The 22,596-nt window shown below is 39.5% G+C and carries 16 protein-coding genes; 9 read left to right on the forward strand and 7 right to left on the reverse strand.

What is annotated here, in order from left to right; translation table 11 throughout:
* Positions 1 to 176: 176 nt before the first annotated feature.
* From R9C00_25400 to R9C00_25410, 3 genes are all read right to left on the reverse strand, one after another.
* A complete protein-coding gene (locus tag R9C00_25400) occupies positions 177 to 665 on the reverse strand; it encodes an NADH-quinone oxidoreductase subunit C (GenBank protein ID WPO35033.1) in 489 nt (162 codons plus the stop codon).
* Positions 666 to 690: 25 nt separating this feature from the next.
* Positions 691 to 1,212, reverse strand: a complete 522-nt coding sequence (nuoB, locus tag R9C00_25405; GenBank protein WPO35034.1) for an NADH-quinone oxidoreductase subunit NuoB — start codon at positions 1,210 to 1,212, stop codon at positions 691 to 693.
* A gap of 851 nt (positions 1,213 to 2,063) precedes the next feature.
* A complete protein-coding gene (locus tag R9C00_25410; GenBank protein ID WPO35035.1) occupies positions 2,064 to 3,716 on the reverse strand; it encodes an alpha/beta hydrolase in 1,653 nt (550 codons plus the stop codon).
* 303 nt (positions 3,717 to 4,019) lie between these two features.
* Here R9C00_25410 and R9C00_25415 point away from each other — a divergent pair, with 303 nt between their 5' ends.
* A complete protein-coding gene (locus R9C00_25415; GenBank protein ID WPO35036.1) occupies positions 4,020 to 6,167 on the forward strand; it encodes a hypothetical protein in 2,148 nt (715 codons plus the stop codon).
* A gap of 3 nt (positions 6,168 to 6,170) precedes the next feature.
* Here the strand turns inward: R9C00_25415 and R9C00_25420 are convergent, their stop codons facing one another.
* Entirely contained in the window at positions 6,171 to 6,620 is a 450-nt protein-coding gene (locus R9C00_25420; protein ID WPO35037.1) for a MarR family transcriptional regulator, read from the reverse strand.
* A gap of 729 nt (positions 6,621 to 7,349) precedes the next feature.
* Between R9C00_25420 and R9C00_25425 the strand changes: the two genes are divergently transcribed.
* The 4 genes from R9C00_25425 to R9C00_25440 all read left to right on the forward strand — a co-directional run bounded on the left by R9C00_25425 (position 7,350) and on the right by R9C00_25440 (position 10,528).
* Complete coding sequence (locus R9C00_25425) at positions 7,350 to 8,204, forward strand: universal stress protein (GenBank protein WPO35038.1); 855 nt, start codon at positions 7,350 to 7,352, stop codon at positions 8,202 to 8,204.
* A 173-nt stretch (positions 8,205 to 8,377) separates the two neighbouring features.
* The gene (locus tag R9C00_25430; protein ID WPO35039.1) at positions 8,378 to 9,391 is read left to right on the forward strand and encodes a WYL domain-containing protein; all 1,014 of its coding nucleotides are present in this window, start codon (positions 8,378 to 8,380) and stop codon (positions 9,389 to 9,391) included.
* Between the two features lie 4 nt (positions 9,392 to 9,395).
* Positions 9,396 to 9,947, forward strand: coding sequence for an NUDIX hydrolase (locus tag R9C00_25435; protein ID WPO35040.1), 552 nt, complete (start codon positions 9,396 to 9,398; stop codon positions 9,945 to 9,947).
* Positions 9,920 to 10,528, forward strand: a complete 609-nt coding sequence (locus tag R9C00_25440) for an acyl carrier protein phosphodiesterase (GenBank protein WPO35041.1) — start codon at positions 9,920 to 9,922, stop codon at positions 10,526 to 10,528. Before R9C00_25435 ends, R9C00_25440 begins: the two co-directional genes overlap by 28 nt.
* Here R9C00_25440 and R9C00_25445 read toward each other — a convergent pair.
* Together R9C00_25445 and R9C00_25450 are read right to left on the reverse strand one after the other, a co-directional pair.
* Positions 10,525 to 13,968, reverse strand: coding sequence for a translocation protein TolB (locus tag R9C00_25445; protein WPO35042.1), 3,444 nt, complete (start codon positions 13,966 to 13,968; stop codon positions 10,525 to 10,527). The two genes, R9C00_25440 and R9C00_25445, sit on opposite strands and share 4 nt — an antisense overlap.
* Positions 13,969 to 14,146: 178 nt before the next feature.
* Positions 14,147 to 15,205: an FAD-dependent oxidoreductase gene (locus tag R9C00_25450; GenBank protein ID WPO35043.1), complete on the reverse strand. Its 1,059-nt coding sequence runs from the start codon at positions 15,203 to 15,205 to the stop codon at positions 14,147 to 14,149.
* Between the two features lie 293 nt (positions 15,206 to 15,498).
* On the opposite strand from R9C00_25450, the gene R9C00_25455 reads away from it, so the two are divergent.
* The 4 genes from R9C00_25455 to proB all read left to right on the forward strand — a co-directional run bounded on the left by R9C00_25455 (position 15,499) and on the right by proB (position 21,981).
* Entirely contained in the window at positions 15,499 to 16,143 is a 645-nt protein-coding gene (locus R9C00_25455) for an MBL fold metallo-hydrolase (protein ID WPO35044.1), read from the forward strand.
* Between the two features lie 659 nt (positions 16,144 to 16,802).
* Positions 16,803 to 17,648, forward strand: coding sequence for an alpha/beta fold hydrolase (locus tag R9C00_25460; GenBank protein WPO35045.1), 846 nt, complete (start codon positions 16,803 to 16,805; stop codon positions 17,646 to 17,648).
* A 107-nt stretch (positions 17,649 to 17,755) separates the two neighbouring features.
* A complete protein-coding gene (locus R9C00_25465; protein ID WPO35046.1) occupies positions 17,756 to 20,698 on the forward strand; it encodes a tetratricopeptide repeat protein in 2,943 nt (980 codons plus the stop codon).
* Positions 20,699 to 20,904: 206 nt separating this feature from the next.
* A complete protein-coding gene (gene proB / locus R9C00_25470) occupies positions 20,905 to 21,981 on the forward strand; it encodes a glutamate 5-kinase (GenBank protein ID WPO35047.1) in 1,077 nt (358 codons plus the stop codon).
* Positions 21,982 to 22,043: 62 nt separating this feature from the next.
* On the opposite strand, the gene R9C00_25475 is transcribed toward proB, so the two are convergent.
* Entirely contained in the window at positions 22,044 to 22,418 is a 375-nt protein-coding gene (locus R9C00_25475) for a DUF5684 domain-containing protein (GenBank protein ID WPO35048.1), read from the reverse strand.
* Positions 22,419 to 22,596: the final 178 nt, after the last annotated feature.

Raw genomic sequence — 22,596 nt, forward strand, 5'->3', positions numbered from 1 at the left:
ACTTTTTGAATACGTTTCTTTTTCGTTTAGCACAAATGAAGCTTTTCGAAATCTATTAGGTAACGCAAAGAAAAGTGCCTTCTTATACCATATGAATGAAAAAAAGAGATTATGTTGAAATAAAAAAAGACCTACTAAAAGCAGGTCTTGAAACTGAAAAGAATAGAGGTTTATTTTTAATACGAAACTTTTATTCCGTGATATTTTTCTTGGTGCTGGTAGTCTTTCCTAAGTGGATGACCTTCCCAGTCTGCAGGAAGTAATATCCTTCTTGGGTCAGGATGATCTTCAAACTCAACACCTACTAAATCATAGGTTTCCCTTTCAAGCCAATTAGCACATCCCCAAATAAAGCTCAGCGTAGGAATGGCGGGAGCACTTTTGGGCAAAGTTGCTTTAAGCATTAGGGCAGTTTCGTTGGGTATAGAATACAAATTATACATCACATCAAGAGAGTCGCTATCAGCGCCATTATCAATACCTGTGATACAAGAAAGGCTATCAAACAACAGGTCTTCATGATCGTGAAGCAACAAACAAATATCGGCAACTCGATAGGGTTGAATCTGTACAATAGGTTGTAATCCCCCCTCTTCTACTTCCATAACCACTTCTTCGCCAAGTGCTTTTTGCAATAAGCTAACTATAGTTTCAATCGCTATCATTTCCCTTATTCTTATATTCAGAAGCTTAAACAAGCTCTTTTTCCAAAAGTTCTTCAATGGCAGTTGGTGCCATTAACGTCTCTTTTCGTACTTTTTCTTGTAATTTCAATATCCCCCCAATCAAGGCTTCTGGCCTAGGAGGGCAACCTGGAACATAAACATCCACAGGAATAATTCTATCAACACCTTTTACCACGTGGTAGCCATGTTCCCAATAAGGTCCTCCGCAATTTGAGCAGCTTCCCATCGAAATCACATACCTCGGTTCAGCCATTTGCTCAAAAAGCCTTCTTACCCTATCGGCCATCTTGAAAGTAACCGTACCTGCTACTATCATCACATCGGACTGCCTAGGTGAGTTTCGGGGCATAACCCCAAACCTGTCCAAATCATACCCCGAAGCATAAGTAGCCATCATCTCAATGGCACAACAAGCCAAACCAAATCCCATAGGCCACAGTGAGGATAGTCTAGCCCAATTTACCAAATCGTCTACTTTAGTGATCACTACACCGCCTGTGGAGAATTTCTGATCTAATAATCCCATATATAAGGTCCCTCTAAATTTTAATCCAAATATGTCCCAACCTTTACCTGCCTTAAAATTAGTTGTACCACACAACTATTTAGTATGATTAACAAGAAACTATCATAAGCTTACAGATATAGACAATTGCCAAATATACTTTCTTGATTCTGGAGGAGCAATTTATAATTGGGAATAAATAAAAAAGAAATAGTTGGAGAGATGTTATGGAGGCAAAAGGCTCTTTATATTATTTCAAACGTTCCCGATTGAGGATGTTTTTTTAGGAGACGGGGGAAAATGTCTCCTACAGGTATTTACAATAAATGAAAAAAGCCTATCTTGAATAGTCAAGATGGCGATTAATGCCCCTTTTTCCGCCTAAACTGCCTCTTTTGTACTTTGGAGCGTCTGGGTTAAATGACCCAAACAAGAGGGGAGAGAGGAGAAAGATAAACTTGAAAATGATGTACTTGAACGTTTTCATGAGTAATAGATAATAGAAATTAATAGTATCTGACATAAACACAACCTTGATGAATTAACATCAAAATCTATGCATTAAGAGAAAATGGTTAGTTTGAATTGGCGCAGTTATAAACAAAACCCATAGCTTTTATGTGACAAATACTTTGAGAGCTATGGCAAATTATAGTCGAATATAAATGATACTAGTGTTAAATCCTGCTTATTTCATGTTGCGCCATAGTTGCCTTAGCGCTTAAGCAAAAGTAATAAATAAGGAAGTAATTTCCTTCATAATCACATTAACTTATCATTTATTTAATTGTGGTTTTGCAATACTATTGTCTTGCAAATGATAAAACTCCATTTTTTATGGTATAGTTCGCAGATTTTCAAAAAATATGAGATTATTTTATGCCTGTAATTTCAGCTACCCATTCGTTTATATCGTCAAAAAGCCCTTCGGGATAGCCTTCAATTTCAGTATATTGAAAGTCCCCTCTTTTCTCTCCCAATAACATCAAGTGATTTGCCCCACTATACACATTGACCTTACTATTTTTCAGGCTTTTTTGTTCATAAACAGCAGTAAGCTTTTGCGTACTCTCTTCCACAGGTATAAGCAAATCCTTTTCCCCAAATATGGTCAGTTGCGGAATGTCGATCTTCTCTAGGAAAGGCATGGCTGAAAAATTATAATTTCTTCTCCACCATTGTACGTAGCTCTTGTTCTCAAAAGATGTAACATATCCTGACCAAATTTTGGTAGAAACAGTTTGAGAAGCTTCTGATAAAGCTACTGAATCAGCTTCCCCTTTGAGGTAATCGAACAAAAGGTTCTGATAAGCTATAGCTTCTTCAATTTCTTTTTCACTGAAACCATCTGCCCTCATTCGGAGCGCACACGCGCGGTATTCCTGCTCTTCCATACTCAAAATACTCCCCGATATATTTACCATAAATTTCACCTGCTCACTATTTGCAGCCACCATCGGCATAATCAACCCTGCTTGGTCTATACCGAGCAAACCGATTCTATCTTTATCTATACCAGGCTGAGCAGAAGCCTCGGCCACTACCGCTTCTAAGTCTTTGGCTAAGTCTTCATAGGTGTAATTTTCCAAAGAGCCCGTTGATTCGCCACACCCGCGCTTGTCATAGACCAAAGTGGCTATTCCGTAATACGGCATCAGCTTCACAAAATCATCTAAAATATTCCCCCTAGCTTGCATACCGCTACCAGGTACATAAACCACCAAAGGATGATCTCCTTCAGACTCAGGGTAGGTAATTGTCCCTCGAAGCATAACGTCACCATTTTGGGCAGTCACTTCTTGTTTGCGTTCTAAGTTTTTCAACCTCAAACCATGCTTTTCTTTCTCAATACCTGGGTAAGAAGATAGTTTTACCAACCCGCTATCCCCTCTTGAAAAGGTCAAATCAAAATCAGAAGGGTAAGGGCTCAACATTCTTTGTCCAGCCACAAATTTCAAGTCGGACTGAGGGAAAGCTACTCTTTTCTTACCTGTTTTAAAATCAAGTACCAATAAAGGGTTCAGGGTAAAATCAATGATATAAGAACTTGCTTCCACCACATGTCCAGGCGCAACTTCATACAAGCCTGTCAGCTCGGCCGTTTCACCTAAAGCCATGGGAATGGTACGCACAAAGCCACAAGAATAATGTTCTTCATTTATCGTAAGCAAGCCTATGATCGAGTCATTCTTATACTCACCGTCAAAGCTTGCTTCAAACACAGGTCCTTCTATCTTGAAACTCACCTTCCCCTCCTCATGTACAAAATCGGAGACAGGTTGGTACTCTACCTCGTTATAAAAGAGCTTCACAATTGCACCAGAATCTATGGTAAGGCTCACTAAATCAGGAAATGGTCTCGTCTCTACTGTGCCTATCCAAGCTCCACTTATCGGTTTTTGCTCTTTAGCACTTTCGCAAGAATTCAAAATAAAAATGCTAGTCAAAGCCAATAAGCTGAGTAAAAAGTGATGTTTTGCTCGCTTACTGCAAATGGCTTTGTAAAAATGAAAAAGTATATCCATTATTTTCTATAGTTTCAACTTCCCTGTGTGTAGTGGTATTGGAAAAAAACAGCCTAGGCAACCACTCTTTTACCTGAATATTTTTCACTGACCAAGCCCAATATTTTCATAAGATGACTGAGCAAATTTTCAGCAGCTTGGTAATTCCTTATTTTGATTCTCCGCAAATCTAAAACATTGAACTAAAAGAATGACCTCAGATTTCGTATTCTCTCTCCTTCGTACCATCTTTACCTTTCCAATCTGCTTTAGGCAATTTGGACCAAAACTATTTAGAAGAGTCAAACAAACCACATGTTGAGAATGGGTACAAAAGGCAAAAGCCTATTTTTGTTCCTAATGCTGGCTTCAGCATATGGAGCATTTGGGCAAAATACTACCAGCCAGTTTTTTCAATCTTTTCAGCTAAATATAGATACTGGAGTCTATACACTAAAAGACAATTCTATCCGGTATAGGGGGAAAGAATACTTATCTTTTTATTATGATAATGAAAATGAAATATGCGAGCTGTCGATTGTACCAAGACCATCTGCTAATATTGCCTCATTAGAATTGCTCAAATCAAACGATTTTGTAGCAACTGATTCACTTGTTTTTTTTAATAGTCAGTATTACCGGACCAAAATTCGGTTTAAGGACTTATCCACTGGGCGTTTCCAAAATTTCACCTTCAAAATAACCGACCGAAGCGGCAAGGAAACCATCACTGAAATAAGATTATTCCCCTACACCAATACTCAAGTAGATTTTCACCCTAAGGAAAAAGAACTTTTTATAGGAGAAGAAAAAACATTTGAGCTTTTTACCAACCACCTCGACAACATAGCCACTTCTAATACTTGGACCGAGGGAAAAGACATTGACTATAGGCTTAGCAAGGAAAATGGCAGACTGGTACTGCACGTCATCCCCCATCAGATAGGGACGCACTTGCTCAATGTAAAGATCTCTACCATCAAACCATTTCTGAAAGGAAGTAAAACACCTATTTTTTCCCTTAAACCTTTACAGGAATACTTCGAAGTAAAAGAAAGCCGATTAGCATTTTTGAGCATCAATAAAAAAGACATCACCAAAGAAGATGATTCGCACATCAAGGGTATTGAGATTGAAATTGAGGATAATCCAAAGCTCTTGCTCAACAAAACGTACCGTTTAGAACAGCAGGAGCTCCCTGGTGGAGCATTGGTTGCCGAACTATTTACAAGAAACCGCCTTAGTAATGGCCGCATACTCTGTTGGTTGCGCCCTTATACGTACCACTCACCTTCCGATGGCTACCTGTACATCAAAGATGGGGATGAAGCCAAATTCATCGCTAACTTTTCTATCTCTCCCAAAACCAGTATTTCCAAGCTCAGTCTAATGCGAAATGGGCAAGACTGGACAGAACATACTGCAATTTATCCTGGGGAAATTATTGATGTAAAAATAGAGGGAGAAGGGCTAAATAAAGCAAAACTAAAATTCGATGGGCTATTTAGGATCATGAGCGATTCGGCTATCAACAATGATAAGATCAAAATAATGACGCTCAAAATCCCTATCATGGTCTATAAAAAAAGGCTCGACTTATATAACCATGGCATTCCGACAGGTTTTAACCTAATGGTGAACGAGTTCCAAAAAGCCCAACAACTCGATTTTGTGAAAATAAGCAACGGCGAAACCGAAAGCTTACCCATTACCCAATTCAATACGCCTATACTTTATAGCAAAAATATCAACGATATAGTCCTGTCTTTTGACAATACCATGCTCGACAAAGGTGACACTCTTTTGGGGAAGCAATACCTTACCATAGATATAAAAGTGACAAACAAGCAACGGCAACTTGTAGAAAGCCATACAATTAACGACGTGGTGATTTGCCCATCTGAATCTTCCATTCGGTACAGGTATTACGATTTAAAAGATTGCAACAGAGGAAGCATCAATATCAACAATTATTTGAGAACAAAAACCCACCAAATGGAAGAATGGTCTAAAATAGAACTGACTATTTACCATAGGAAAAACATGCACAGGGAGGGAGGCTATAAGCACAAGGTGGAAATTTATTATGCAAAAACGTATACCTTCGATGTAGACGTTTCATTCCCAGCAGGTCTGCTCATTAGGGAACTGGATGGGGAAAACAGCGATATTACCAGTTTTACCGGAATTAGCTTGGCAGCCATTGCTCAGTTCACTTTTTATAACCCCAAGAGTATTGCAAAAGTGAGACCTTACAAAGTTGGAGCAGGAATTCTTGCTATCAACGCATTCAACTTTAGCTCAAGCGATGATGTACAAAGAGATTTGGCCTTGGTCGCCTTAGGCTCAGTTTATCCTCTGAGGAGGGATAACCGCAAACTTAGCTTCCCCCTTCATGCCGGATTTGGCTATTACCTGCAAGACAAAAAATGGTTCTTTTTAGTAGGTCCGGGCATTAGAATCAGGTTTTGATGCCTACCCTCTTAGTTTGTCCAGCAAGTAATTGAGCTGCGTTACTTCCTCTTCGCTCAATGACTCGAACCTGGATTCTATCTCATGGTTTTTGGCAGCTATTTCTCCCAAAAGCTCCATCCCTTGAGGCGTGATGGTTACTTCAACTTGTCTCCTATCGTGCATACATTCTTGGCGCTCTACCAAGCCCTTTTGCCTTAGCTTTTCCACCAACCTCGATGCATTAGACATCTTGTCCAGCATCCTGTCAATGATCAGGTTAATAGATGCGGGAGCTGGGTATTGTCCTTTCAAAATTCTCAATACATTGTACTGCTGAGGTGAAATTTTGTAAGGTTTAAAAAAACATGATTGAATAGTTGAAATCCAACTATTGGTATAAATGATATTCAGAAGAGCCTTCTGATATTCATTGTTGAATTTTTTTTGTTTTATTTCCTTTTCGAGTTCCATGCCCTAGTTGCTTATTTAATTTACCCAGACAACACATGTCTATACATACAATACAGGTTTGTCGCCGATTTTGTTCATTTCATTCCCTATAAAGCCCTTATGTGAAGTTACTTCATAAAAAGATAAACAGTACATCTTGAATCAAAAAACCTAAATCACACAGGCTCTTTTACCACTGATTACCGAGCTATGATTTGTTTATGAAAAGGCATATAACCTTTCATTCCAAACTTAGCGTATAAAAAAAATATATAGGCATAAAAAAACACCCCCGAGACAAAATCTTGGAGGTGTATGTTCAATTTAATCTAAAATTACTAACATAAACCAAATCTTTAGTACTAATAAGTTAGGGTTAGCATCCCTTATGAACTACAATACATTAAATATTTTTTGAACAACTACCTTAGTTGGTGTTGTTAGAAGGTAAGAGCAGGTAAACTCAATTAAAAAATCAACTATCGAAAAAATCTGTTTGAAAAAAATAGCTCAAAAAATAGTTTTCCTTCCTGTTCTTATTACAAAGATCATCTTCAAACGCCTAGTCTACTATGATGGTTGCAAATAAAAAAACTGATTTACATCAGGTTTTGCAAAGACCTATATCATTGTGCAAACGTTTGCAAAGGCACATATTTGTGTATAGCACATAAGCATAATAACACGCAAAATTTAATATTTTCACCCTGACAAACACTTTATCTTTACCACCTTAAACAGTAAATAAAAATGAAAAAGATACTAGTCCCAATAGATTTTTCTGACAATTCTATCAACGCATTAGAATATGCTGTTGAAATGTCAAAATTTTTAGGTAGTGAAATTGTACTATTCAATAGTTATCCTATAGATGTCGCTATGGGCATGGAGTATTCGTCTGGAGCATATATGCAAACCCTTAATGCAGAGGTGAAATATGACCACAAACTCCGGCTCGAAGAACTGTCCTCTAAATACACAAACACATTCTACAACAACAGCGATAGACACATTGAGTTTCTCACCATTATTACCGAAGGCGTAGCTGCCGATAGCATTTACCAAATGACCCTCGATCATGATTTTGACCTTATAGTTATGGGAACACAGGGGGCAAGTGGGCTTGAAGAGGTCTTATTAGGAAGCATTACCGCCGCAGTGATTGACAGGGTTGATATTCCCGTGCTGGCTATTCCCGAAAAGGCAAAGTTTGGAGGATTGAAAAAGCTCGTGTATGCAACTAACTTCCACGAAGATGATTGCAAAGCCATAGATGGCCTAAGCTTGATAAGCGAAAAATTTAATGCAGAGCTTACTTGTTTGCACATAAATACATCGCTAGACAAAAGTGAAGATGACAACCAAAAACTTGATGAGCTACAGCATAACTACAAGTTTGTGCCGCTCAACAAAATCAATTTCAAACTGGTACACAGCAAAGGTGTTGAAAAAGGGATTATACAATTCCTAAGGGAAAATGATGTGGATATGATAGCCGTACTGCCAGAAGACCGAGGTTTTATTGAAAGTCTTTTCCACAAAAGCACTACTAAAAAATTGGCTTTCCATTCCGAAGTTCCGCTCTATGTTGCCAAAAAAGTATAATGCTCACCAGCAGCTAAAACCCAGAGATTTAAGGCAAGCCTTTCGCTTGCCTTTTTCTTTACCTCAAATCGCCCTATATTCACAAAACTAATCGATTGAGGGCGGTTGAGGGTTATTTTTCCCCTTTTCACAACCCATAATTCATTTGAACCAACTCAAAAACTCTTTCAAATATGCCCAGCAGCAAGCTCGCTTTTTTAAGGTACATGGTCATAGACAGGATGCTTAGGAATAGGCAACATAAATACCCGACCAAAAATGAAATATTAGAAGTTTGCCACGAAAAATTTGGTGTAAGGTCTATTTCCACCATAGAAAAAGACCTCAATGCCATGCGACTAGAATTTGATGCTCCCATCCTCTATCACAAAACCTACAAAGGATATTACTACGAAGAGGATGATTTCCAGCTCTTTTCGGTCAACCTTTCCGATGAGCAAATGCTTGCCCTGAGCTTCGTGGAAACATTTTTAGAAGAATTTAAATACCTGCCTATTTTCAGCGAGTTTTCAGGTGCAGTAGATAAGGTACTCGACGGTTTGGAAATAACACGAACCTTTGGCAAGGACTCCAAAAATGTCAACAAATTCATCCAAATTGACAAGTCTCCCTATTTTAAAGGCAGCGATATATTGAGCAGGCTTATTCAAGAAATAGCCAGTAAAAAAGTATTGAGTATCGAATACCAAAAATTCAATTCGGAAAGCTCAAAATATTATACCATCCACCCCTACTTACTCAAGGAATTTGACGACCTCTGGTACTTAACAGGTTATGTTTCGGATGCTGGCTACGAACAAGTACGAACATTTGGGATAGATCGGGTTTTGGGCTTTGTACACCAAGACGACAAATATATTCCCCAAGATGAAGTAGGCTTCAATGCTGATGCTTTTTTTAAGAATTGCTATGGAATAACCGCACTCAGCGAAGAAGCCAACGAAGTAATCTTGTCATTTTCCCCTTTTCAGGGAAACTACCTCAAAAGCCGCCCACTTCATCCTACCCAAAAAGAATTGGTGGACAACAAGGATGAATATCGCATTTCCCTCGACCTTGTCAACAATTTTGAACTCAGGAAGCTGATACTTGGTTTTGGAGCAAATGTAAAAGTCCTTGCACCCGAAAAATTGAAAAAGGATATTCAAGAGGAGCTCGCAAAAGCAATAGGCTCTTACAAGAACTGATAGTATGGGAAGAAAAATATTAGTAGAAAAACTAAACGACTACCAACCTAGCGATGCAGCAGAAAAAGAAATGCAAGCTCGGATGATTGATTTTGTGGAAAAAAATGAAGATTGTTTTCTCAGAAGTAATCTAAGCGGTCATATGACAGGTTCCGCTATCGTCATCGACCTTGAAAGGGAGCATATTCTTATGCTTCATCACAAAAAGCTGAACAAATGGCTTCAGCCTGGAGGGCATGCCGATGGGGATACTGATATTTTGAATGTGGCTACGAAGGAGGTAAATGAAGAAACAGGTTTGATGGATGTAAAACCTGTACAAGAAACTATTTTTGATGTGGATATCCATGAAATCCCCGAAAGGAAAGGAGTGCCTGCCCACTTTCATTACGACCTACGCTTTTTGCTAGAAGCAGATAGAAACACCCCATTGCAGATCAACAATGAATCCTTGGATTTGGAATGGGTAGCTATAAGCGATGTACCGGCTAAAAACGACGAAGAATCGATCATGAGGATGGTTCGAAAATGTCAATCATTATTTCAGCAATCATGAATTTTTTAGGACATATTTATCTTTCCCATGGAATTGAAGAAATTACCATAGGCAACTTTATAGGCGATTTTGTAAAGGGGAACAAGCATGAAAACTATCCTCCCGAAATACAAAAAGGTATTTTGCTACACAGGGAAATTGACCGTTTTACAGATCACGACGAGCAAATCCGTGCAAGCAGCACTCGGCTAAAGCCTGATTTTGGGAGATACTCGGCAGTTGTTATCGATGTATTTATCGACTATTTGCTGGCAACTAGCTGGAAAAAATTCCATCCACTCAGTTTGGAAGAGTTTTCCCAAGATTTTTTCCGCATCATCACAAAAAACAAACCCTTACTCCCCGAAAGGGTGCAAGGGTTTGTTCCGCATATGATTGAACACAATTGGCTCACTGGCTATGCTACTTTATATGGAATAGAGCGCTCGCTTAAAGGAATAGACCGTCGAACATCGAGAGATACGCAGCTTTACAAGGCTACCGGAATTTTGGAAAAAAACTACACCGAATTCCAAGCCGAGTTCATGGAATATTTCCCACGGGTCATCCAACACACCAAAGCCTTTTTAGGCATCGACTAGAAATCGTAGCCCAAAGTGAGGTAAAACTTCGGATCGAGCACCACATTGTCTTCAAGTCCCCAAGCCACATCAAACTTAGTATAGTACCCCATCAGCACTGTTCTTAAACCAGCTCCATAGCCAATTAGGAAAGGGTTTTTGAAATTGGAAACTTTCCAGCTAAAATTCCCATCTTCATCTGTTACAGTATTAAGGGCATTTTCTCTGTTGAAAGGACTGATGCCCGTCCAAGCCGAACCTACGTCCGCAAATCCAACTAGCTGTAAATTCCTGAAAAAATTCGAGTTGATCGTATTTTTTGCAAAGAACTTAATAGGTGGGAAACGAAGCTCCGCATTGATAAGCAGATAATCTTGCCCGCTTAATTTGTTGTAATTAAACCCACGCATCGGAGTTACGAAATCTACAAAGAGCAAGTCACTATTATTACCTTGCGATACTCCCAAAGCATTATTTTCCCCACCATCATCCGTTTTGTTGAATAACCAATTGTCCATCCCCCCCAAAACAAAATCCTTAGGAGACTTGCCCAAAAACTTTCCGTAGGAGAAACGAGTAGCAAATACCAATGAGCGGGAAATCCGCTGATAATTCCTGAAATCAAGTGTAAATTTACCAAAACTCCTGTCGCCAATATTTAAACTATTATAGTTTTCGTACCTCGCCTTAAAGCGCGTTCCGTGCATCATATTCGTCCCGATCACTATGCTATTGTCAAAAATAAATTCCGCATTGAAGCCTGCATAGTTGATGATTTCATCCTGCCTGCCACTGTTGATCACAAGGTCGCTAAACCTTGTGGTAGCAAAAAATGGTTCTACACTCACCCTCGTAGTAATATTAAGCGGATAAGATACACTACCCTCAAACATGTTAATATAATACCTGTGGCTAAAAGCATCAGTCGCAGTCTCTAAGTTCCTTCTTTCATAGCGTACCCTATAATCAAACCTTTTCTTTAGGTATTCATATTCGGCATAGATGTTACTATTGTTGAGACTGGTCACAAAAAACAATCCTGCATTAATCTTATGATTTTCCAGCACATCGGTCATAGCCGCATCAAACAATAGCCCCCACCCTCTCAGCGGATCGATCTCCAGTGAAGTAGTCACATTATCAAGAGCAAACATCCTTTCGTAAGGTCTTGATTTGGAAATTTCTACCATCTCACCACTCTCGTCTTGCTCTTCTTTCCCCCCTTTTTGTTGCGCAACTTTCTCCCTATATTTTTCAAGAAATTTACTTCTTCTGTTTTTAGAAAAAGTATCAAACTGATAATCATCCGTATCTATTTCATCACCCCCTTGAGCCGTCGTAGTACTATCTGCGACAGGAGTAGGTTGCTCAATGATAATTTCATTTACGTCAGTAGAATCTGAGCCAGAAACTGCCCCTAAAGAATCTGGAACTGCTACAGCTTGGTTTTGCTGCAAAGAATCTGGCAGGTTCGTCAAAGTAGAATCTTGTATAGCCTTCAAACTATCTTGCGCCTCTTGAGTAGCCTTCTTTATTTTTTCTATAAGGCGATCTTGCTCTTGCTGTTTTATAAGCTTTTGCTCTTCTAACTTTTTCCTTCTTGCTTCTATCTCTCGCTTGCGCTTCATTTCTTGCACATAGCGCAAATCATTAAGCTGTTGGCGGTAAGTTTTTGTGGTAAAAATAGGCTTATCAGGGTTGAAATCTTTAACCTGATAGAGTAAGTCCTTTCCATCATCGAGCATGATCATCATCAACTCATTGTTCTTGCTCAGGTTATAATTCTGGATACCTGTTTGGTAATTCGTCACTTGAGTGGATACACTGTCATTCAGGTTATATTTGTATAGGTGCGAAATCCCTCTCTGATCACTTAGATACAGAATTTCACTTGTACTTATAGGAACAGGTTTTACATCTTTGCTCAACGTATTTGTCACCCTTCTCAATACTTGTGCATTATCAAAATCATACACAAACACATTGAAATTATCCTTTATATCATCCGCCACATAACCTCTGATTACATCTAGTGTATCTGTAACCCTGTTGGAGCTAAATACAATTTTCTTATCCCTTCCTGGCATAAACCTCGGGTTGATATCATCATAAATATCATTGGTAAGCTGGGTAAGTTTTCGCTGACGATAATCGTAGTAATACAAATTGTTTCTTCCTCTCCATTCCGCACTCAGTGCCAAATAATTCCCACTTGGGTCAATATCAAACCCTCGGATATTACTAAAACTCCTAAACACCCTTTTTTCTTTCCTCTTCCTTCCTTGCTTCTTGCCTAATTCGTAAAACCACAAGTGCATTCTTCCATTGTGTGGTGCAAAAATCCCAAGCTCCGCTTTATCGCGCCAAGCCAAAAGGGGCGCGTTTTTATCTATTTGTTGGTTAATAAGCTTATAACCTCCTGTCAACACCTTTTTAGTTTTATCTTTTTTAGTGTCATACACCTTTACCTTCCACCTACCTTTCGTATTGGTAGTGTAGGCAATATACCTCCCACTAGGGCTGTGGGTCATATCGTTGAAAATAAACTTCTTCCTATTTTTCTTGAATATTTGATCTTCCGTAGGATCTATATGCGATTCGGCAATTACCTTATTTTGTTTTCTATAATACTCCTCCCAGCCTTTCATAAAAGACTTGTACGAGATCCCTAACGTATTCTGAATACTATTTTCTTCATTTCTTACTATCCGAATCAAGTTCAACACGTTGGCAATATTTGACCTACCATACTCCTCCGCCATGTAGTTCCAAATAGATTGCCCAACCAGCCTCGCTTCCTCGCCTTTGAGGTTAGAAACTTTCTTTATTCTCTTCTGAGAAAACATATCTCTGATGTAATCATCCATCTCCTCGTCCCAGCCATTGGCTATATAACTAGAAGCTCCGCTCATAAACCACTCAGGCAAATTGAGCAGGTAAGAGTTTCGGAAAATATCCTTTAGAGAACCACCATACATCATCTCAAAAATCAGGATATCGGAAATACTCAGTGAAAGCTCCTCTTTAAATTCGGCTTTTAAACCACTAAAAGCCACCTCGACTTCCGAATGGATAAACCGTGTTTGCCCTCCAACCGAATAACCTTGGTAGTAAATACCGATATTACTCTGTTGCAGATCAATGATGGAGTTATAGATGAGGATTTTTGTCTTGTTGTAAGGAGAGAAACCCACCATATCGGTGATACGGTCAAAATCTTCTTCGGCAAACTGAGCCGCAAGCTTCGCTACGTCGTACCCACCGTCGTAGAAATAAATATCGAAGTTCATGGTGGAAATATAATTCCACTCTTTGTCCTTGTACTGAACCCTGTTCTTCCCAAACTTATTTTTATTAAACTGGGCATGGGTAGGCTGCACAGCGAAAAGCATGGTACCTATAGCAAAAAGTGTCCTTAGCCCAATGGTATTAAGCCCGAAGGAAGGCTTGAAGTGTTTCATATATTTTTTGATCATCGACAAACTATTTATCTTCCTGTCAATATTATTTTTCAAAGAGTATTTGGTCGCTTTTCAGCATTCGTATCAATAAATATAATAATACTTAAACTAAACTTGTTTGCAAAAGAACACCTTGATAAATCCTCAAATAAAGCAAGCATCGCTTTATTTAGGTGGATTAGCCTTTACGTTTAAGCACCCTTCTGATATCAATTTCCTTGGGAAGTTCATTTCCCTTTTCTAACTGATTTACAAAAAGCTCTGCACACCATGGAGAAAGCGAAATTCCTTTTGCCCCTAGCCCATTGAATACACCTATGCTCGGATGTTCAGGATGCAAGCCTACAAACGGCCTACGATCGTATGTAGCAGGGCGAATTCCCGCTCGCTGTTCTTTTATTTCAAAAGGAACCGACACGAGCGCAGTTAGTTTTTCTAGCAATTTTTCTTTAGCCAATTCGGTTGTTTCAAGACTCATATCATAATTATCATATGTTGCCCCTATCCTACAAAGCCCATCGTGATGAGGCAAAATCCAACAACCTCGGTTAATAGTCTCTTCAAATTGCTGATTTTTAAAATCGACCAAAAGCAGCTCACCTTTTACGGGCTTGAAGCGCAACCAATCAAAATACGGGTTGCCCTCTCCTAAAGTCCCCTCACAGAAAATCATTTTCCCTGCCCTAATGTTTTGCCATTCCACCCCATCGGGCAAAATTTTAACATCTTCTATCGATAAGCTCTTTTCTAGCAAGCATTTTTTCTCAATCAAAAAAGCTCGGTATACATCCAGCATCACAGGGATATCCACAAACCCAGCTTTGGTTATCAACATACCCCCAAACTCACCCTTGATTACCCTTTTGTACTTTTCACCTTTGTCAAAACCTTTTATATAATCGGCAAAAGAAGAGTCGGCACTTTCCGCCATCCAATAATTCTGCTTCTCTTGCGAGTCGAAAGGATGGTAAACATTCTTTTGATAGAAAAACCGCTTTCCTAGCTTTATTTCAAGTGTTGGATAGAAGTCAAATAGCTTGGGAAATAGCTCGTCGGCAACCCAAGTCTTGTTCATCCTTCGCCCAGTAATCGGGTTAAAAATCCCTGCTGCCACCCTCGAAGATGTCTTTTTTGCCCCATTGTCTACCACCAACACACTTTTACCCACCTGAAACAAGCTTTCCGCCAGTACAGTACCAGCTATCCCCTGCCCCACTAATATATAATCGTAATCCATCGCTTTCTTTTTTAGGACCTCAATTGTCAAAAATAACAAAGGACAACTACGGATTTCTTAAATTTGAAACATTATCGATTCAGGAATCCAATTTTTTCATCCATTTGTAAAGATTTCGAAATAACCTGATCGATAAATGCAGTGATTTTTGTTCAAATCAAGGCGCAAAAACTGAGCATAGCCATAGTTACATGAGGTTTTTTGTAACGCCGAGTTGGACAAAAAGAACAAGTTTATTGGTATAGGGTTATTTCTAATTATTTACATTAATTCTTCAAGCACTAAAAACTGTTATGATTACCATTCAAGAATTTACTTTTAATGCCTTTGGTGAAAATACCTATTTGTTATTCGATGACTCTCGCGAATGTATCATCATAGACCCTGGTTGCTATGATAAAGTTGAAAGAGAAGAGCTTGTTGAGTTTATAGAAGAGAAAAAACTTAAAGTGAGCAAGGTGGTAAATACTCATTGCCACGTAGACCATGTACTGGGCAACGAGTTTGCAAAAACGAAATTTGGGGTAAACCTTTACATTCCCGAAAAGGAGCAAGAAGTATTGGGTTCAGTCCCTTCTTATGCCCCAGTTTATGGCTTTCCAGCGTATAGCCACGCCGAGCCAGACGGTTTTCTTACCCCCGACCAAAAGCTCACTTTTGGAAATAGCAGCCTCGATATTCTTTTTGTACCTGGTCATTCCCCAGGGCACTTGGCTTTCTATTGCAAAGAGCAAAAATTTTGTATTAACGGAGATGTGCTCTTTCACGGAAGTATCGGTAGAACCGACCTTCCGGGCGGAAACCACCAACAATTACTCAATAGCATCAAAAATGTAATGTTCAAACTTCCTGACGATACGAGAATCTTTTGCGGGCACGGACCTTCTACCAATATTGCCTATGAGAAGAAGCACAACCCATTTTGCGGAGGGATGTAGCACGACCTTGTGCTAAAAAACTAAAAAAGGCATAAAAAAATGGGCATCCTGTAAGAAGAAATGCCCATATTTTTCGATAATGGTTTTAATAAATTAGCTAACGTAGTGTAGATACTGCTTCATATAATATTTCTTGTAGTAGATTGATTGTAGTTAATTAGTTAACACGTGTGTAGAAATAGTTAATTAGTCAACATGTAATTGTAATGGAGTTTGTTGGTAGTGTTGCAAGTAGGATTTAGTTGCTAGTGGAGTGGTTTAAATTATATTGTAAAGATTGCATTTTTTTTGCTCTAAAACCTTTCTTAGTTAGCCCTTATCTTACTCATGTAATTTCAAACCTATTTTTCACACTTTTTTAAGAGACTTAAAAACTCCTTTTCTCCTCTTATAACTTTATTGTTCTTCTAAAAAACAATTGGGAGAGAAGGATATAAGTAGTATTTATAACTGTTGTTTGCAAACGTTTTACTTTCTCAAATTGGTATAAAACCCATAAAAAAGGCTTTTTTGCTATAAAAACTCTAAAAACCACCTTCTTTCCCTATTCTGGCACAAAATGAGGAAAAAAGCATATTCCCCAACGCCGAAAATTGAAAGGATTCTATTTTTGGGAAAGCTTCAAATACTGTAAGATACCGAACAAAAACTCTTAAAAAATGAATAAAAAGCTCGACTTCGTACTCACATCAAAACACGACAACAGAAAATTCATTGGCGATATCAGGTTCAAAAAGGATGGAAAAGCTAAGCCAATCATCTTATTTGTCCATGGTTTTAAAGGGTTTAAAGACTGGGGACCTTTCAACCTCGTAGCCGATTTCTTTGCAAAAAACGATTTCGTTTTCGCAAAAATCAACCTATCTCACAATGGTACTACACCAGAATCACCCATCGACTTCGCCGACCTAGAAGCTTTTGGCAATAATAATTTCACCATCGAACAAGATGATATTGGAACTGCTATCGACTTTTTACTTAGTTACGATGAGATAAAAGACGAGGCGGACATGGAGCAACTCAACCTAATTGGCCATAGCCGAGGAGGAGGAATGGTTGTACTAAAAACAGCAGCCGATGCTCGGATAAGAAAGACGGCTACGTGGGCAGCCATCTGTGATGTGGCGGCAGGGTACAAAGATGAAACAGTAATTGAAAACTGGGAAAAAGATGGAGTAATCCACATTTGGAACAGCCGAACCGAACAGCACATGCCGCTCTATTTCCAGATTTATGAAAACTATATCCAGAACAGGGAAAAGCTTTCCATTGAAAAAAACGCAAAAACTATAACCCAACCCGTCATTCTTTTCCACGGCACGGAAGACCCAACCGTACCTTATGCGGCGGCGGAAAGCCTCCATTCATGGATTCCCAACGCTACGTTTGTCACCCTAGAGGGAAGTGGACACACGTTTGAGGCGGCGCATCCTTGGAACAGCGAAAAACTCCCCGAAAACTTGCAGACCGTAGTCGAAAAAACTGCCGCTTTTTTCAAGCAGTAGTATTTTATTGGTAGTTTTATCCACCAAAGTAGATTAAGTATGAATATCTGTTGGAACAGTATTTCCATTACAGAAACAGAAACTAGCCAAGGTATTTGGCAAGGAGAATGAAGAAAAAAGCTAAAAAACAAGTTACCAGCCGTCCTGCAAGCAACGCTAAGTTGTTTTTTTTAGTTGATGGCTCAGATATATCAGACCAGCAATTAAAACCTTGGATTGATTATACCAAAGATAGCCGCAAAGACATGAGCTTGGTCATTTTCAATGCAAACGAAAGTGATTATGCCCAGTCTGAAAATATGCTGGCTTCCCAAGGAAACGCAATTGAAGCACTCGAATTAATTCCTATATCTTCTGACAACTATATTTGTAGCCTTCATTTTGATGATTTTGAGCTTGCCAAGCAGGTTGGTTCTTGGTTTCGCCAGCACCATGCTTTACTTGGAGTAAGTAAAGCAGCAATTGGAGTCTCAGACAAAAAAGCGAGTACAGTTGATAAACTTTGGATTTCGATGGCGAGCTTTTTTGCACTTACTGGGCTTAAAGCCAAGCCTCTTGGGGCAAATATTCTTCCTCTAGAAAAGGCAAAAGAAACTTTAGGAGAAAGCACAGAAAAGCCATTGGTTCAATATAAAAAAGCTACAGAAGCTTGCCCTGAAACAGAAAAAATGCCTTTGAAGGCAACTGAAGAAACTTCAGCCATGAAGCTTTTTGTGCAGGCAAAAATGCTGTATTTCTCTTCCAAACTCCATAAATATTGCACCGGACCTATTGCAGAAATAAAACAAAAAGGCATTGGTCAAGAAATGTTGAAAGATGGAAACAGTGCTGTTTACCGCCTGTCCTTTTTCACCGTAGCCCTTGCGCTTTTTCTGCTCTTGCCAGCCCTAAGTTTCCAATATGGAATGACTTGGGATGAACCCGTGCTCGTAGAATATGCGGAAGACATTCTAACCTATTACAAATCTGGCGGAGAAGATAAAGGAGTTTTCGACATGAAAAAACATGCTCGGAACGCTACTATACACTACAGCGCCTTTTTTGACCTAGCCGCACAGGTTTTCCACGAATACCTATCACCTTTCGGTATTTACGAATCTCGCCACTTCCTCAATGCCATTTGCGGAGCATTGCTCATGCTTTTTGTTGGAAGGCTGGGAAAAGAACTCGGAAATTGGCGGATAGCTTTGTTGGCAATTTTGTTTGCCGCCTTATCGCCGCGCCTCTTTGGCCACTCCATGAACAACCCCAAAGACATTCCTTTTGCCCTAGGCTATGCCATGAGCTTGTTTTACCTCATTCGGTTTTTCAAGCAAATGCCACAGCCACCGTTTACCGCATTCTTTTGGCTGATCGTTAGCTTTGCTTTTATCATCAGCATCAAAATAGGTGGACTGATCGTATTTGGGTTTTTGGGTATTTTCGGAGGCGTATACTGGCTTTACCAAATTTCTCAAAACAACCTTTCTCATGGGTTCAAGCTTCTGCCAAGGTACATTGGCTACATGCTTATTATCATTATCCCTAGCTACTTTTTAGGAATTTTGTTCTGGCCTTGGGGCATTGAAAAGCCCTTGACCAACCCAATTACCTCACTCACGGAATTTACTAATTTCCGTTTTTTGATCACCTACGAGCTTTTTGAAGGAGAACGAATCAATATGGATTCACCTCCCGCCAATTATATATTCAAATGGATAGGAATCAGCGTACCTCTTTTCGTACTTATTGGTGCTGTTTTGAGTCTTATTCCTACAAAAGAAAGCTTGAAAGCGAAAAAAAGCGGAATGCTACTCATGATGCTTTTTGCCTTCTTTTTCCCAATCGTTTTTACCATCATCCAAAACTCTACACTGTACAGTGGCTGGAGGCACATGATGTTTACCTATATCCCTTTGTTGGTACTTGCCGCTGTGGGTTGGGACACGCTTTTCAGTCTTTTCAAATCGGTTTGGATTCCTCGCATCATCACTGCTTGTTTGGTAGTTCTGATGGCATTACCTGCTTACTGGATGGTAAAAAACCACCCAAACCAGTACGTTTATTTTAATGAAACAATTGGAGGAATCAACGGCGCTTACACCAACTACGAAACAGAATATTGGTGTAATGCGATGAAAGAAGCTACCGAATGGCTCATAGCTAACGAACCTGTGGACGAAAAGAAAATAAGGGTAGCAGCCAATTTCGAGATAAACTCGGCGCAATACTATGCCAATAAACAGACGGATAGCCTCCAGATGATTTGGACGAGGGAAAATGAAAAATTCAAGCCCAATTGGGATTATGCATTCTTCGGAACGAGGGGCATGCCTAAGTCTATGATCGAAAAATCATTCCCTCCAAAAGGGACTATCCACGTCATAAAAGCGGACACAGTCCCCCTCATAGCCATAGTAAAAAGAGAAAATAGTTACTTGCCAAATGCCCATCAGCTCCGCAGTCAAGGCAAAGCCCGTGAAGCATTGGCACAAGCCTTAAAAGCGGTTGAGTATGAACCTACAAATGCAGAAGCACTGAGACTTACAGGCATGCTTTATCTAAATGTAGGACAAGATGATAAAGCCCTTCGCTTCTTTAAGGAATGTATTGATATAAACGCAGATGACTACGTGGCCTATACCATGATTGGCATTGTGTATAACAACAAAAAAGACTACAAAAAAGCCATTCCTTTCTTCAACAAATCGGTGCAATTGAAAGTCAACAATACCAGTGGGTATTACCAACGAGGCAGGGCTTATGCACAGTTAAAAGATTATGACAACGCCTTGCAGAGCTACGAAACTGCGGCAAAATATGACAATGGGCGCAACCCATATATTTTCCTAGATGCAGCGGTAACGCTAATGCAGCAAGGTATGCAATATCCGCAAATCAAGCAGCAGCGCTTCAATATGGCTATTAGAAACTTACAGTTGGTATTGAAAATCAACCCGAACGTGGTAGATGCGTACCGCAATCTTGCTATCGCCTACCAAGAGCTGGGCGACCAAGCCAATGCGCAAAAGTTCCAAGCTATTTACCAACAAAAAGCACAGGGGCAGTAATCTGGTCCTTTATGCCCCACTTGATAAATCAATCATGGAAAAAATTAAGTATGATTGTAAAGAGATTAGAAACTAGAGGTTGGAAGTTAGAAAACGGCAAAACAGTGTTTTAAATAAGCATTTTCTAACTTCTTTCTGACCCTAAACAAGCCTCTTACTTAGCTTTCGAGTGAATCAGAAAGGTCCAATAATTTTAGCTAGAGAGAATGAATTTGAAATATAAAAAAATAGCCATCAAGCTAGGCTCCAATGTACTGGCTGCTAAAAATGGCTTGCCCGACAAAGAGCTTATGGGAAAAATAGTCGCTCAAATAGCGGCTTTGAGAAAGCAAGGGGTAGAAATTGTGTTGATATCTTCGGGAGCGGTGGCCGCTGGCAGAAGTATTTTCCCGGTAAACAAAAAGCTCGATACCATTGCCCAAAGGCAGGTTTTTTCCTCCATAGGGCAAGTTGAGCTTATCAAAATTTATACGGAACTTTTTGCATCCCAACAGCTTTATTGCTCACAAGTGTTGGTCACTCGGGAAGATTTCCGAAGCCGCACGCATTATGTAAACATGAAAAACTGCCTGAGCGCTTTGCTCGGAAACGGCATCATCCCCGTAATTAATGAAAATGACGTGGTTTCGGTCTCAGAGCTGATGTTTACCGACAACGACGAGCTAGCAGGGATGGTCGCTTCCATGCTCAATATGGATGCGCTTTTTATCCTCAGTAACGTAGATGGCGTTTTTAATGGTGACCCTAAAAAAGAAGGGACGAAAGTAATTCCCGTGTTAGATGCTGCAAAAACTGATTTTAGCAAGTTTGTGGTTTCCAGCAAATCGGACTTTGGGCGAGGCGGGATGATCACCAAATGCAGAAATGCCCAGAAAATTGCCGACTTGGGCATAGCCGTCCACATAGCCAATGGGAAAAACGAATTCACCATCGCTGAGCTTATGAAACCCGAAGCCCCAGGCACGCTTTTCCCACCTCGTAAAAACACTTCGAATGCAAAAAAATGGCTTTCCCAATCTGCCAATTATGTAAAAGGGGAAATCATCGTAAACGAAGGAGCTAAAAATGCACTGCTTTCCGAGCAGGCAACCAGTCTGTTGCCTATTGGTGTGGTAAAAATTAAAGGAAGTTTTGAAAAAGGAGATATTGTAAAAATAAAAAGCGAAGAGGGAACATCGCTAGGCGTGGGGAAAGCTGAATACAGCTCCGAAAAAGCGATCCAGCGAATGGGCAAGCAAAAACACCGTGCCCTCATCCACTACGATTATTTGTTTTTGGATTAAAAAAAATCCCAGACCAAAAGGAAGTAACCTTTCAGTCTGGGACCTCATTTCATTAGAAAACCTTATCCCTTATAATCACCAGCAGGTCCTTGGTATTTGGCATCACCGAAGGCTAAGATCGGGTAAAACACGAGTGATAATAGAATTAACCCTACGGTAAACCCTTCATCTTTTCCAAAGCTTTTAGAGAGAAGGTTTAAAGTCCAAACTGCAAAAATAATGTTCACTCCAGGAATGAACAGCAAGAAGAACCACCAAACAGGTTTCCCTACTATTTCAAGAAGGACAACAGTACTATAGATAGGAACAATAGAAGCCCAGCCTGGCTTGCCCGCTTTTTGATAGATAACCCAGTTAGAGGCGATGGCTAAAACAACGATGGCTAAAAAAATCAGCCCAACTAAAATCATTGTGATTAATGAAGGTTCTTGTTGCATGAATTCAATGTGGTTTAATAATTTAAAATTGTTTAACCTTTTAATGTCAATCAAACCTCAATTAGTATCTTTTTGATTAAAAAACTGAGTTTTTTTGCTCATTCCCTTCTATGTTGACCTGCAACTTTCAACCTTATGAAAGCCACTATTCGCTTATTGTATTTAGGTAAATAGGCAA

It is taken from the genome of Flammeovirgaceae bacterium SG7u.111, from assembly GCA_034044135.1.
In the GTDB taxonomy this organism is placed as follows: domain Bacteria; phylum Bacteroidota; class Bacteroidia; order Cytophagales; family Flammeovirgaceae.